The following is a 13,370-nucleotide window of genomic DNA, read 5'->3' on the forward strand; positions in this document are numbered from 1 at the left end:
TATGTCGCCATCTACGCCTGCTGATCAAGCAAAAAAGTTAATTAAAGTGCCAGAAATGCGCCGTATTAAGCACATCCATTTTATTGGGATTGGTGGTGCGGGTATGTGTGGTATTGCTGAAGTGCTCAAGAACCAAGGTTACAAAGTCTCAGGTTCAGATATCAAAGCATCAAAAACCACGGCTCAGCTTGAAGAAAACGGCATCAAAGTCTATATCGGGCATACGGCTGAAAATATTCAAGGGGCAAACGTGATTGTGGTGTCGACTGCAATTGATGCAGAAAACCCAGAAATTAAAGCGGCCATTGAAACGCGTACACCTGTGGTGCGCCGTGCAGAAATGCTGGGTGAGCTGATGCGCTACCGTCATGGGATTGCTGTTGCGGGAACGCATGGTAAAACCACGACCACTAGCCTTGTCACGTGTATGTTGGCAGAAGAAAATCTCGACCCAACTTATGTGATTGGCGGTTTGCTGAATCGTACTGGTGTGAATGCTGCACTGGGCGCGAGTCGTTTTATCGTGGCAGAGGCAGATGAATCAGATGCTTCATTCTTGCATTTGCAACCAATGGCCACCATCGTGACCAATATTGATGCAGACCATATGGACACCTATGGTGGTAGCTTCGATGTCTTAAAAGATACCTTTGTACAGTTCTTACAAAAACTGCCGTTTTACGGCTTGGCTGTGGTGTGTGGCGATGATGCCAACATTCGTGAAATCATGCCGCGCATTGGTCGTCCATTGATCACGTATGGTTTTAACGAAGACAATGACATTCGTGCAGTGGATATTGAACAAGAAGGCATGCAGTCGCACTTTACCGTATTACGTAAAGATCGTGAGCCTTTGCGTTTAACCATCAATTTGCCGGGTTTGCATAATATTTTAAATGCACTTGCGGCGATCGGTATTGCAACCGATGAAGGTGTGTCTGATGCTGCGATTGCACGTGCGTTGGAAAGTTTCAGCGGTGTAGGTCGTCGTTTCCAAGTCCAAGGTGAATTTGACATCGAAGGCGGTAATGTGAAATTGGTGGATGACTATGGTCACCATCCAAAAGAAGTTGAAGCGACCATTAAAGCTGCACGAGCAAGCCATCCAGACCGCCGTTTAGTGATGATGTTTCAGCCACACCGTTTTAGCCGGACCCGTGACTGTTTCGATGACTTTGTGGATGTACTGTCACATGTCGATCAGTTGTTGCTGCTTGAAGTCTATCCTGCGGGTGAAAAACCGATTGTGGGTGCAGACAGTCGTTCATTGGCGCGTAGTATTCGTTTACGTGGCGATGTAGAGCCGATTTTGATCGATCCAGTCGAAGGTAATTTGCAGCATGCGTTGAAAAAAGTGTTACAAGCGGATGACTTGTTATTGACGCAAGGCGCAGGTAATGTGGGGGCTATCTCGGTTGAGCTTGCAAGCAATCATTTATATTTAAAATAATCACGTTTTGTGATTACTCAATGAATAAAACAGTCATAAAGTTTAAGGATATCAACGTGTCAAATGCTTCAAAATTCGGCAAAGTAGCGGTGTTGCTTGGTGGTAAGTCTGCTGAGCGTGAGGTTTCTCTAGATAGTGGTGCAGCTGTACTTGAAGCATTGGTTCGTTCGGGTGTAAATGCAGAGGCTTTTGATCCGCAAGAGCGTAGTGTGACCGAATTGGTCGCTTATGACCGTGCGTTTATTGTGTTACATGGTCGCGGTGGAGAAGACGGTCAAATCCAAGGGGTCTTGGAGTGGCTCAATATCCCGTATACCGGAACAGGCGTACAGGGTTCTGCTATTGGCATGGATAAAGTTAAAACCAAGCAAGTTTGGCAGGGTTCAGACTTACCGACAGCACCCTATCGCATCATTAGCCAAGAGTCAGATTTGGCTGAAGTAGTGGCGAATTTGGGTCTTCCACTGATTATCAAGCCGGTACATGAAGGTTCAAGTGTCGGCATGAGTAAAGTCGAAAAAGCAGAAGATTTGGCAGCGGCAATTGCCAAAGCGACCCAACACGATGCTGTGGTGATGGCTGAAAAATGGATTACCGGACGTGAATTCACGATTTCATTTTTAAGTGGTCAACCACTACCTGTGATTCGTCTACAACCGCCTGCGGATGTGGCTTTTTATGATTACGAAGCGAAATATCAGCGTAATGATGTGGAATACGGAATTCCGTGTGGCTTAAGCGCTGAAGAAGAGCAAAAGTTGCAAGCGCTTTGCCTCCGTGCATTCCAAGCGGTAGGTGCAAGTGGTTGGGGTCGTATTGATGCGATGCAAGATGAGCAAGGCAATTTCTGGTTATTAGAAGTGAACACAGTCCCAGGGATGACCAGTCACTCTTTGGTGCCGAAAGCAGCAAATGCAGTGGGTTATAGTTTTGATGCGCTTTGTGTCCAAATTTTAGAGCAAACACTGACAGGTGCGGCTCACTAAATGGCGCAATTACCCGCTTCTATGCGCCGTAAACGCGCAGCGATTACTTCGATACACGATAAACCACCGACGCGTAAGGAAAAGCTTGCCAACTTCGGTGGTTGGGTGATGTTGGTCGTTGCCGTGGCGGTGCTGTTGGTTGGTATTTATGGCTTATATCAAGTCATGACAGATGCACGTGTGGCCGAACTTGATGTAGTAGGTGTACGTTCTGAGGCGGAAAAGAATCAGCTGATGGGACATGTTTCACCAGCCATTACCCATAATTATTTCACCTCCGATTTAGAAGAAATTCGTGATCGAACTTTAGAGCTGGCTTGGGTCGATCGTGTGGTGGTTTCGCGCGCATGGCCGAATGCGATTCGCGTTCGCGTTATGCCACGGCATGCAATTGCACGTTGGGGGACAGGGCGTCTCTTAAGTGACAGCGGTGATGTATTTAGTGAAGTGACACCGAAAAATAATCAGAATTTACCTTTATTACACGGCCCAATCAGTCAATCTAAAATGATGATGCGCCGTTATAATGAAATTAATCAATTATTCCAGCCAGTCAACCTTCGTTTAAAAGAACTATATTTAACGGAGCGTATGACTTGGTTTATGCAGTTCGATTCAGGTTTACGTGTTATCGTAGATCAGGATCAAACCATGAGTAAGCTGCAACGTTTGAGTTATTTGGCTCAAAGTGATTTGAAGCCAGTTTGGGCCAAAGTATCTGCCATTGATTTGCGTTATCGGAATGGCTTGGCCATCCAATGGAAGAATGCTGCCGCACCAAAGATAGCAAATGGTCATTTTGTTGTAACGATTGATGACACAAGCATTGCAGGCGGAGCAGCAGCAAAGCCATAATACTTGGCTTTAAAACAGAGGCATAAAGCCATAAATTAAACAAACATGTGATGGTAGTAGTAAATAATGAATGAAGCGGTTCCCTCAGTTGTTGCGATTGACATTGGGACGCACAAAGTTTCAGTTTTGATTGGTAAGGTACATGCGCCAGACAATATCCAAGTGATAGGAATGGCAACTGCTCGTAACCGAGGCATGAATAAAGGAAAAATTGTAAGTCTTGATAAAGTCATTACAGCGATAAAAAATGCCGTGCAAGAAGCAGAAGATATGGCTGAATGCCGTGTCCATTCCGCGTGGGTGTCGATCCCAAGTGCCGAGTTAAAAAGCTTTTATGCATCTGGACGAACGCCAGTTGAAAATACTGACCATACAATTACAACAAGTGAAGTGGTTCGTGCATTAGAGTTGGCCAAAGCCAGCCACATGACCTCGGATCATTATTTGGTCAGTGCTGTTCCACTGGGCTTTGAGCTGGATGACTCCACTGAGTGGGTACAAAACCCAATACGGATGTCTGCACACAGCATGATTGGTCATTATCAGTTGATGATGTTACCGATTAGTACCATGCAAAACCTTGATCGAGCATTAAAAGGCGCGAACATCGGGGTAGAAAAACTGGTGGTGTCTTGTTTGGCAACGGCAGAAGCGAGCCTACTCAAAGATGAAAAAGAGTATGGCGTCTGTTTAGTTGATATTGGTGCAGGCACCACCAACATTGCGGTGTATTTGGATGGCCGTTTGGCGTTGACACATACTTTGCAGCGTGGTGGCGAGCATGTCACCCGTGATATTGCTGCTGTGTTACAAACCACCACTGAAGAAGCTGAGCGAATTAAATTACTCTATGGGTGTGTCGACATTAAGTCGGTTAAACCGGACCATATGATTCAGATCCAAGGGATTGATGGTCCGCAAACGATTAGCCGTATTGAGCTGACTGAAATCGTGATTGCGCGTTATGAAGAAATCTTAGGCCAAGTTCGCCAAGAGCTAGAGCGTAATGGTGCGATTCATGGTTTGTATCATGGTGTGGTGTTAACAGGTGATGCTAGTCAAATCGAAGGTATGGTGACGTTGACTCGTCGTATGTTGGGTGTGTCTGCGCATTTGGGTAATCCACCTGTGCAAGTGACAGCAGATGAGCAAAATATTGCCGCACTGCGTCGCTCTCAGTATGCCACTGCCGCAGGTTTGTTGATGTTTAGTCAGAGCGAAACACAAGACACCATAGTGGAACCAGAAGATACAGAAAAACTGTCTCTGATTAAACGCGTTGGACGTGCTTGGTCTGGACTCAATGAAAAGCTGAAATCTGTTTTTTAAGTTGAATTTTTTTGGAATATTGTTAAGAAGTTGTACAACGCATCGCTTAAACTTGACAAGCTATGGCTTGCACAGCATGCTTAAAAGCAATTTTGTTTATTAAGATCAAGGCAGTATACGGGCTTAAGTGACTGCCAATAACGAATTAGGAAATCTATAGGTCATGGCCTCATTTGAATTTTTAGAAGATGATCAAACCGATAGCAACGGTCAAGCCCGTTTTACTGTGTTTGGTGTTGGTGGTGCAGGTGGTAACGCCGTACAACACATGCTTGAGTCAGATATTCAAGGTGTAAAATTTGTATGTGCCAATACGGACAAGCAAGCGCTAGACCGTATGAATGCACAATTCAAGATCCAGTTGGGTGAGCAAAGTACTCGTGGTTTAGGTGCGGGCGCCAATCCAAATGTAGGTCAAGCAGCGGCTGAAGAAAGTCGTGACTTGATTCGTCAGCACCTTGAAGGCACTGACATGGTGTTTGTCACTGCCGGCATGGGCGGTGGTACAGGTACAGGTGCTGCGCCAGTGGTTGCTGAAATAGCCAAAGAAATGGGCATTTTAACCGTAGGCGTGGTAACGACACCGTTTAACTTTGAAGGTAAGCGTCGTCTTCAGTCTGCTGAGCAAGGCATTGAAGCATTAGAAGCGCATGTAGATTCTTTAATCATCATTCCAAACCAACGTTTGTTAAAAGTTTTCCGTGACATCTCAATGAAAGATGCCTACAAAAAAGCAGATGATGTCTTGTTAAATGCGGTGCGTAGTATTTTTGATTTGGTGGTACGCCCAGGTCATATTAACCTTGACTTTGCTGACTTAAAAACTGCGATGAGCACACGTGGTTATGCCATGATGGGTGCGGGTTTAGGTCGTGGTGAAAACCGTGCACGTCAAGCAGCTGAACAAGCGATCCGTAGCCCATTGCTAGATAATGTCACTATTATGAATGCCAAAGGGATTCTGATTAATGTGACGGGTGGTGATGACGTTACGTTTGGCGAAATTGAAGAAATTACCGACGTTGTGAATCAAATTGTCGATCTAGATGAAGGCCAAGTCTTCTATGGCACCGTATTTGATCCAGATGCGCGTGATGAAATCAGTGTCACTGTTATTGCAACAGGTTTGACTCGAAATTCAGCAGATTCTGCTGAGCCAGTGAAGCGTCCAAATGCACATGTGCAGGTAGCACAACATGGGCATGCAACGCAAGCGGTTGTTGAAGATGATGATGTGCCTGCAATCCAGCGTCAGAACCAAGACGTGGCTGCTGCAGCGAGTTCTGCATCGACAGTGAGTGCTGCACGCCCAACACCAATGAGCATTCAAGATTACTTGAAAAATCAACAACGTAAGTAGTATTTGTCTATGTGGTTTAACCACATGTGGTGAAGAAAAGGTAGTCTCTGACTACCTTTTTGTTTTTTATCAATGGCTAAATATGCTAACGTATAGCGGTTTAGTGGTGAGATGATATGAAACATGTTGAAACAAAGAACTCTACAACGTGTCGTTAAAGCAAGCGGCATTGGTTTGCATAGTGGTCAAAAAGTCTTAATTAACTTTGTGCCACATCATGCGGACGGAGGAATTGTGTTTCGTCGTATCGATCTCAATCCACCCGTCGACATTCGTGCAAATGCAATGTTGATCCAAGAGGCTTTCATGTGTTCAAACTTGGTTCAAGAAGATGCCAAAGTCGGTACCATTGAACATGTTATGAGTGCAATTGCAGGTCTAGGTATTGATAATCTGATCATTGAAGTGTCTGCCTCTGAAGTACCAATTATGGATGGCAGTGCAGGTCCGTTTATTTACTTGCTCATGCAAGGTGGCCTCAAAGAACTGGATGCCCCTAAAAAATTTATAAAAATACTCAAACCTGTAGAAGCACTCATCGACGACAAACGCGCCATTTTCCGCCCACATGAGGGTTTCCAACTCAACTTTACCATTGACTTCGATCATCCCGCTTTTAAGAAAGAATATCAGTCTGCCACTATCGATTTTTCAACCGAAACCTTTGTTTATGAAGTCAGCGAAGCCCGTACTTTTGGTTTTATGAAAGATTTGGACTATCTCAAAGCCAATAATCTCGCTTTGGGGGCAAGTTTAGACAATGCCATTGGCGTCGATGAAACCGGTGTGGTGAATGAAGAAGGTTTACGCTTCTCAGATGAATTTGTTCGTCACAAAATATTAGATGCGGTGGGGGATCTTTACTTGCTCGGTCACCAAATTATTGCCAAATTTGATGGATATAAGTCTGGGCATGCTTTGAATAATCAATTATTGCGCAATGTCCAAAGTGATCCAAGCAGCTATGAAATTGTAACATTTAATGACGAAGATCAGTGTCCAATTCCTTATGTGAGTGTGACTTAAGTCATTGTCTTTATTATGTGATGTTATATTGTAACAATCATAAATGTGATGAATTTATCATTTTAAAAACGCAATTCTGACGCGGTTCGAGACGAGGTTACTTTTTTTTGCTTGCCAAACGGCGCATTGCTTGGCTAAGCTTAGGGTCGCTCACAAAGTCAGCAGCACCTCGAATTAAGTCTTGAGTTTCTGTGCTTAGCGATCTTGAAATAGATTGTATCTTTGCGGGTGTTTGAGAGGGGATTCTCAAACGAACTTGGAGTTTTTGTAGGTCTTTAAACTCATCAAGTTCCGACAGTTGTGCAATATATTGTTTTTGAAGGTAACCAAGTTGACTAATCATCGCTTGATTTTCGCCGGTAATCGTCAAAATACCATATTGATAACAAACAACCTGCCACTGCTCTGGTTGCGGTAGGATAGGTTGAATCAGTTTTGTAAGTTTCTGCCATGCAGTTACTTGCTTTGAGAGAAACGTTAAGTTTCCTGTTTTTATGTGTTTTCTGGTTTGTTGAAAGAGATTCACTGGTTCGGACATACATATTTCCTTCATGTTAATGTCTTAATCTTATGCGCTTCTTTCGGTAGATATCAAGGACGAGATCACGCAAGAAACATTCGTAAGAACAGTTTTAAGAGGTTTTTTATGCATATGCGACGTATTTTGTTGGCTTTTTCTTTTGCGGCATCGGCTGCTTCAGTAGCCTTCGCTGATTTGGTAGAACTCAATACAAATAATGCATCTTCGGATCGAATTGAGCAATTGACACGCACTTTATCGGAAGGTACTTATACCGAATCTAATGATATTGATATCCCTGCCGAAACGAAAATGTCCGTGAAACTACGTGAGAAAACGGTTGAACTCAACAACGCTTCACTAGCGAAAAAATACGGTTCGGAATCTTCTGCAAAAAGTTTTTCAAATAATCCATATTCGTGGTTAGTGACACACCCGCTTCCAAGTGCACGTGTGAGCTCTAGTTATGGTGGTCGTACAATGAATGGTCGTGCTGAGCGCCACTCAGGTCTAGATCTTGCTGCGCCAAGCGGTACACCGATTTATGCGACAGGCCCGGGGATTGTGACCAAGTCAGGTTGGGGTACGGGTTATGGTCAATATGTTGAAATTAACCATGGCAATGGTTATATCACGCGCTATGCTCATGCATCACGTTTAATCGCTCGTGTTGGCGACCGTGTAGACGCGGGTGAACATATTGCCAATGTTGGTTGTACAGGTCGTTGTACTGGCCCACATTTACACTATGAAGTAGTTAAAGATGGTCAACGCAAAAACCCATCGACTTATCTAGCCATGTTGCCTTAATCCCGATTTGATCGGATGATCCGAACTTACCGTTGGTCTGATGCTTTAAAAAGGAATACAGCTCTGACGGAATCTAAGTTAGCATCAAAAAACAGCATTAAATGTATAAAAAACCGCCTAAATTGGCGGTTTTTTGTTATCTTGGGTAACGAATAGTCAATGACTATTTAGTTGCTAAATAGTAGGGCTCAGCCATATTCAGCTGTAGCGATACTCTTATAGGACGAAAGTATGATACATATTAGCGTATAAGATTAGGATATCGAAATAGGTGAATTATGGCGTTTTATGGTGATACTGACGCGCAAGAAACGCAAGAATGGCAAGATGCGTTTGACTCCGTTTTACAACACATGGGGACTGAGCGTGCAGCTTTTCTACTGGAAAAACTGTATCAACAAGCAATCGCTAAACATGTCCCTATTCAGCGTTTAAACACGCCTTATTTAAATACAATTTCAGTGGCTGAAGAACCTGCAATGCCAGGCGATCAAGACATGGAGCGTCGTATCCGTGCATTGATTCGTTGGAATGCGCTAGCGATGGTACTCCGTGCCAATAAAACGGGTGATGACTTAGGTGGTCACTTGGCAAGTTTTGCATCTTCAGCAACATTATATGATGTCGGTTTTAACCACTTTTTCCGTGCCAATAACGACAACTTTGGTGGGGACATGATCTATTATCAAGGTCACTGTGCGCCAGGTATTTATGCGCGTTCGTTCCTTGAAGGTCGTTTGACTGAAGAGCATCTAAACAATTTCCGTCGCGAAGTGGACGGTGTTGGCTTACCTTCTTATCCGCATCCATACTTAATGCCTGATTATTGGCAGTTCCCAACGGTATCGATGGGTCTTGGCCCAATCATGTCGATTTACCAAGCACATATTCAAAAATATTTGATGAATCGTGGTTTGATTAAAGAAGAAAATCGCAAAGTTTGGGCATACCTTGGCGATGGTGAGATGGATGAGCCAGAAAGCACAGGTGCAATTTCACTTGCGGGTCGTGAAAAATTAGACAATCTCATTTGGGTTGTAAACTGTAACTTACAGCGTCTAGATGGCCCAGTACGTGGTAACGGTAAAATTATTCAAGAATTAGAATCTTTATTCCGTGGTGCGGGCTGGCGTGTCATTAAAGTGGTTTGGGGCCGTCATTGGGACCCGCTACTTGCAAAAGACAAAACTGGCGCTTTAAAGTCGGTTATGGAAGAAACACTGGATGGTGAATACCAACGCTTACAAGTGAAGGGTGGTGCATATGCACGCGAAAAATTCTTTGGTAAATACCCAGAAGCGGCTGAGTTGATTAAAGACTTAAGCGATGAAGATATTGATAATCTAAATCGTGGTGGTCATGATCCTTACAAAGTTTTTGCAGCCTATGCAGAAGCATGTACAGCCAAAGGTCAACCAACTGTAATCTTAGCGAAAACTGTTAAAGGTTATGGCTTGTCTGATGAAATTGAAGCAGTAAACAAAACGCATCAAATCAAAAAGATGCAAATCGACTCTTTAAAATATGTACGTGATCGCTTCAATTTGCCATTTAACGATGAGCAATTAGAAGAAGTGCCTTTCTATCGTCCAAGCGAAAACTCGCCTGAATTGAAATATATGAAGGCACGTCGTGAAGCACTAGGTGGTTATTTGCCTGCACGTCGTAAAAAAAGTGAACAGTTGGCTATTCCAGAACTTTCTGTCTTTGATGCATTATTAAAAGGCTCGCAAGGCAAAGAACAATCAACCACCATGGTGATGGTTCGTTTAATCGCTGCATTGTTAAAAGAAAAAGCCATTAAAGACCGTGTCGTTCCAATCGTTCCAGATGAAGCACGTACTTTCGGTTTAGAAGGGATGTTCCGTCAGCTCGGTATTTATGCCGCTCACGGTCAAAAATATACGCCTGAAGATCAAGAACAGTTGATGCATTATCGTGAAGCAAGTGACGGTCACATGCTGCAAGAGGGGATTAACGAAGCAGGTGCGATGAGTGCGTGGGCTGCATTGGCAACCAGTTATTCAACCAATAACTTGCCGATGATTCCAATGTACATGTACTACTCAATGTTTGGTTTCCAACGTATTGGGGATATTGCATGGGCTGCGGGTGATGCACAGGCACAAGGTTTCTTACTTGGTGCGACTGCTGGCCGTACCACATTGAATGGTGAAGGTTTACAGCACCAAGATGGTCATTCACATATCTTGGCGAACACCATTCCAAATTGTGTATCTTATGATCCATGTTTTGGTTATGAATTGGCTGTGATCGTACACGATGGTTTACAACGCATGTATGTGAACCAAGAGCGAGTGTTCTATTACTTAACCGTAATGAACGAAAACTACGAGCATCCTGCAATGCCAGAAGGCGCTGAGGAAGGCATTAAACGTGGTATGTACTTACTTCAAAAAGATGAAAAAGCCACTGTTCAGTTGATGGGTTCAGGTGTAATTCTGCGTGAAGTCATTAAAGCTGCTCAAATCTTACGTGATGAATACCAAATCCATTCAAATGTATTTAGCGTAACAAGTTTCAATGAACTTGCACGTGATGGTATGGCATGTGAAGAATATAACCGCTTGCATCCAATGAGCGAGAATGTGAAAGAAGCTTGGGTGACTGAGCAACTGCGCGGCACAGAAGGGATCGTAGTTTCTGCAACAGATCATATGCGTGCTTATAGCGAACAAATTCGTGCATATCTTCCAGACAACCGTCCATTCGTAGCATTGGGTACAGATGGTTATGGTCGTTCAGATTCACGTGCTAAATTACGTAGCTACTTTGGTGTAGATGCAGCGCACATTGTTGTTGCTACACTGAAAAAATTGGCTGATGAAGGTGAAGTGGATGCACGCTTAGTGAAAGATGCCATCTCTACATTTGAATTAGATACGGATCGTCCAGTGGCATGGGCGCCACAAGCAACGCCATCTGTACACGCTGTAGCTGACTACAAAGAGGAGAAATAAGTATGCAAATTACAACTCCTGATATTGGTGTAGATAAAGCCGTTGTTGCTGAAATTTTGGTCAAAGTTGGCGACACCATTGCGGTTGATGACAGTGTCGTTCTATTAGAATCAGACAAAGCATCTGTTGAAGTGCCTAGCACTTCAGCAGGCGTTGTTAAAAGCATTTTAGTAAACTTAGGTGACTCGGTTGCTGAAGGTGCAGCGCTGATTGAGCTGGAAGCCGAGGGACAAACTGAAGCGCCAGCAGTACAAGCTCAGGTTGACGTTGTACAAGCTGAAGAAAAGACTGCACCCGCTGCTGTAGCTGAAACGGTTGCACCCGCTGCGACTACAGCATCACAAGTGATTGATGTGCAAGTACCAGACATTGGTGTGGAAAAAGCAACCGTTGGTGAAATTTTGGTGTCGGTTGGCGATCAAATTGACGTCGATCAAAGCATCCTTGTGGTTGAGTCAGACAAAGCGACTGTGGAAGTACCGAGTACGATTTCAGGCACAGTGCAATCAATTAGCGTTCAAGTTGGTGACAGTGTTAAAGAAGGCGTAGTGATTCTGACTGTAAAAACAGCAGCTTCAGTTGCACCAGTGACTGCTGAGCCTACGCAAGTTGCAGCACCTCAAGCCACTGAAACTCAGCCTGCTGAAGCGGCGCCACAAGTTGCTGCTGCGCCTGCAGGTGCGGTTGAAATTGCAGTGCCTGACTTGGGTGTAGACAAAGCGGCTGTTGCTGAAATTTTGGTGTCAGTAGGTGATACGGTTGAAAAAGACCAAAGTATCATCGTGGTTGAATCAGACAAAGCAACGGTTGAAGTACCAAGTACAACAGCAGGTGTGATTAAAGCCATTCATGTTGCATTGGGACAAAATGTATCGGAAGGTGTGGCTTTGGTGACCATTGAAGGTGAATCTTCATTAGCACCTGCGGCGGCTTCTGCTCCAGCGCCTAAAGCTGAAGTTAAAGCGCAGCCTGCGCCAGCAGCACAGTCAGTTGCGGCTCCTGTGTCAGAACAGGGTGCAGACAAGCTGACGAAAGCGCAGAATGACGCCAATGCGAAAGTCTATGCAGGCCCAGCTGTACGCAAGCTGGCGCGTGAATTAGGCGTCGTATTGTCTGAAGTAAGCGCATCTGGCCCGCATGCGCGTGTCATGAAGGAAGACCTGAAAGCATTTGTCAAAGCGCGTTTAACTGCGCCTCAGGCTGCTCCAGCCGCTCAGGCTGCTGCTCAAGTTTCTGGCTTGCCAAAGCTTCCGGATTTCACAGCGTTTGGTGGTGTAGAAGAGAAAGTGCTGACACGTCTGCAACAAGTCTCTATTCCGCAGTTGTCTTTAAACAACTATATTCCGCAAGTAACTCAGTTTGATTTGGCGGATATTACTGAGCTTGAAGCTTGGCGTAATGACCTTAAAGGTAACTTTAAGAAAGATGGTATTAGTTTGACCATTATGGCTTTCATTATTAAAGCTGTTGCGCATTTGCTGAAAGAAGAGCGTGATTTTGCCAGTCACTTGGCTGATGATGGCAAGTCTGTGCTCTTGCGGAACGAAATCCATATGGGCATTGCTGTAGCAACACCAGATGGTTTAACCGTTCCTGTACTCCGTAATCCAGACCAGAAATCGATTAAAGACATTGCGGTGGAGCTCGGTGTATTGGGTCAGAAAGCACGTGATAAGAAGCTTTCGCAGAAAGATCTACAAGGTGCAAACTTCACGATTTCAAGCTTAGGTGCAATTGGTGGTACGGCATTTACACCATTGGTGAACTGGCCACAAGTCGCGATTTTGGGGATTTCTCCAGCGACGATGCAACCAGTATGGAATGGTCAAGGTTTTGATCCGAAACTGATGTTACCGTTGTCACTGTCTTATGATCACCGTGTGATCAATGGGGCCGATGCTGCGCGCTTTACCAATAAGCTGACCAAGTTGCTGAAAGACATCCGTACTTTGCTGATCTGATGATCTGGTTTTTTGGCCTGTAGGTTTCTCTTCTCAAAAGAGAAAAATAGCGGCTGGAAGCACTGCAAAAATACTTCAATAAAGACTCTGCT

Annotated in this window: 10 protein-coding genes; 9 read left to right on the top strand and 1 reads right to left on the bottom strand. The window is 44.4% G+C overall.

Annotation, left to right across the window (positions count from 1 at the left end; genetic code table 11):
• The first annotated feature begins 1 nt into the window (after nucleotide 1).
• The 6 genes from murC to lpxC all read left to right on the top strand — a co-directional run bounded on the left by murC (nucleotide 2) and on the right by lpxC (nucleotide 7,006).
• Nucleotides 2–1,450 (top strand): UDP-N-acetylmuramate--L-alanine ligase, encoded by a 1,449-nt coding sequence (gene murC / locus ACF8FD_RS06430; RefSeq protein ID WP_004691731.1) that lies wholly within the window; start codon nucleotides 2–4, stop codon nucleotides 1,448–1,450.
• 56 nt (nucleotides 1,451–1,506) lie between these two features.
• Nucleotides 1,507–2,436 (top strand): D-alanine--D-alanine ligase, encoded by a 930-nt coding sequence (locus ACF8FD_RS06435; protein WP_234304346.1) that lies wholly within the window; start codon nucleotides 1,507–1,509, stop codon nucleotides 2,434–2,436.
• The gene (locus tag ACF8FD_RS06440; protein WP_234304347.1) at nucleotides 2,437–3,291 is read left to right on the top strand and encodes a cell division protein FtsQ/DivIB; all 855 of its coding nucleotides are present in this window, start codon (nucleotides 2,437–2,439) and stop codon (nucleotides 3,289–3,291) included.
• Nucleotides 3,292–3,357: 66 nt separating this feature from the next.
• Nucleotides 3,358–4,620 carry a cell division protein FtsA gene (gene ftsA, locus ACF8FD_RS06445; RefSeq protein ID WP_058870507.1) on the top strand — a complete coding sequence of 421 codons (1,263 nt, stop codon included), beginning with the start codon at nucleotides 3,358–3,360 and terminating at the stop codon, nucleotides 4,618–4,620.
• A gap of 163 nt (nucleotides 4,621–4,783) precedes the next feature.
• Complete coding sequence (ftsZ, locus tag ACF8FD_RS06450) at nucleotides 4,784–5,980, top strand: cell division protein FtsZ (protein ID WP_004691726.1); 1,197 nt, start codon at nucleotides 4,784–4,786, stop codon at nucleotides 5,978–5,980.
• A 123-nt stretch (nucleotides 5,981–6,103) separates the two neighbouring features.
• The gene (lpxC, locus tag ACF8FD_RS06455; protein ID WP_062031958.1) at nucleotides 6,104–7,006 is read left to right on the top strand and encodes a UDP-3-O-acyl-N-acetylglucosamine deacetylase; all 903 of its coding nucleotides are present in this window, start codon (nucleotides 6,104–6,106) and stop codon (nucleotides 7,004–7,006) included.
• A gap of 97 nt (nucleotides 7,007–7,103) precedes the next feature.
• On the opposite strand, the gene ACF8FD_RS06460 is transcribed toward lpxC, so the two are convergent.
• Nucleotides 7,104–7,544, bottom strand: a complete 441-nt coding sequence (locus ACF8FD_RS06460) for a hypothetical protein (protein WP_058870506.1) — start codon at nucleotides 7,542–7,544, stop codon at nucleotides 7,104–7,106.
• A 108-nt stretch (nucleotides 7,545–7,652) separates the two neighbouring features.
• On the opposite strand from ACF8FD_RS06460, the gene ACF8FD_RS06465 reads away from it, so the two are divergent.
• The 3 genes from ACF8FD_RS06465 to ACF8FD_RS06475 all read left to right on the top strand — a co-directional run bounded on the left by ACF8FD_RS06465 (nucleotide 7,653) and on the right by ACF8FD_RS06475 (nucleotide 13,278).
• Complete coding sequence (locus tag ACF8FD_RS06465; RefSeq protein ID WP_234304348.1) at nucleotides 7,653–8,336, top strand: M23 family metallopeptidase; 684 nt, start codon at nucleotides 7,653–7,655, stop codon at nucleotides 8,334–8,336.
• A 278-nt stretch (nucleotides 8,337–8,614) separates the two neighbouring features.
• Nucleotides 8,615–11,317: a pyruvate dehydrogenase (acetyl-transferring), homodimeric type gene (gene aceE / locus ACF8FD_RS06470; RefSeq protein ID WP_234304349.1), complete on the top strand. Its 2,703-nt coding sequence runs from the start codon at nucleotides 8,615–8,617 to the stop codon at nucleotides 11,315–11,317.
• Nucleotides 11,318–11,319: 2 nt separating this feature from the next.
• Complete coding sequence (locus ACF8FD_RS06475) at nucleotides 11,320–13,278, top strand: 2-oxo acid dehydrogenase subunit E2 (protein ID WP_392453278.1); 1,959 nt, start codon at nucleotides 11,320–11,322, stop codon at nucleotides 13,276–13,278.
• Nucleotides 13,279–13,370 lie beyond the last annotated feature (92 nt).

This window comes from Acinetobacter sp. TYF_19 (assembly GCF_043105125.1).
Taxonomy (GTDB): domain Bacteria; phylum Pseudomonadota; class Gammaproteobacteria; order Pseudomonadales; family Moraxellaceae; genus Acinetobacter; species Acinetobacter johnsonii.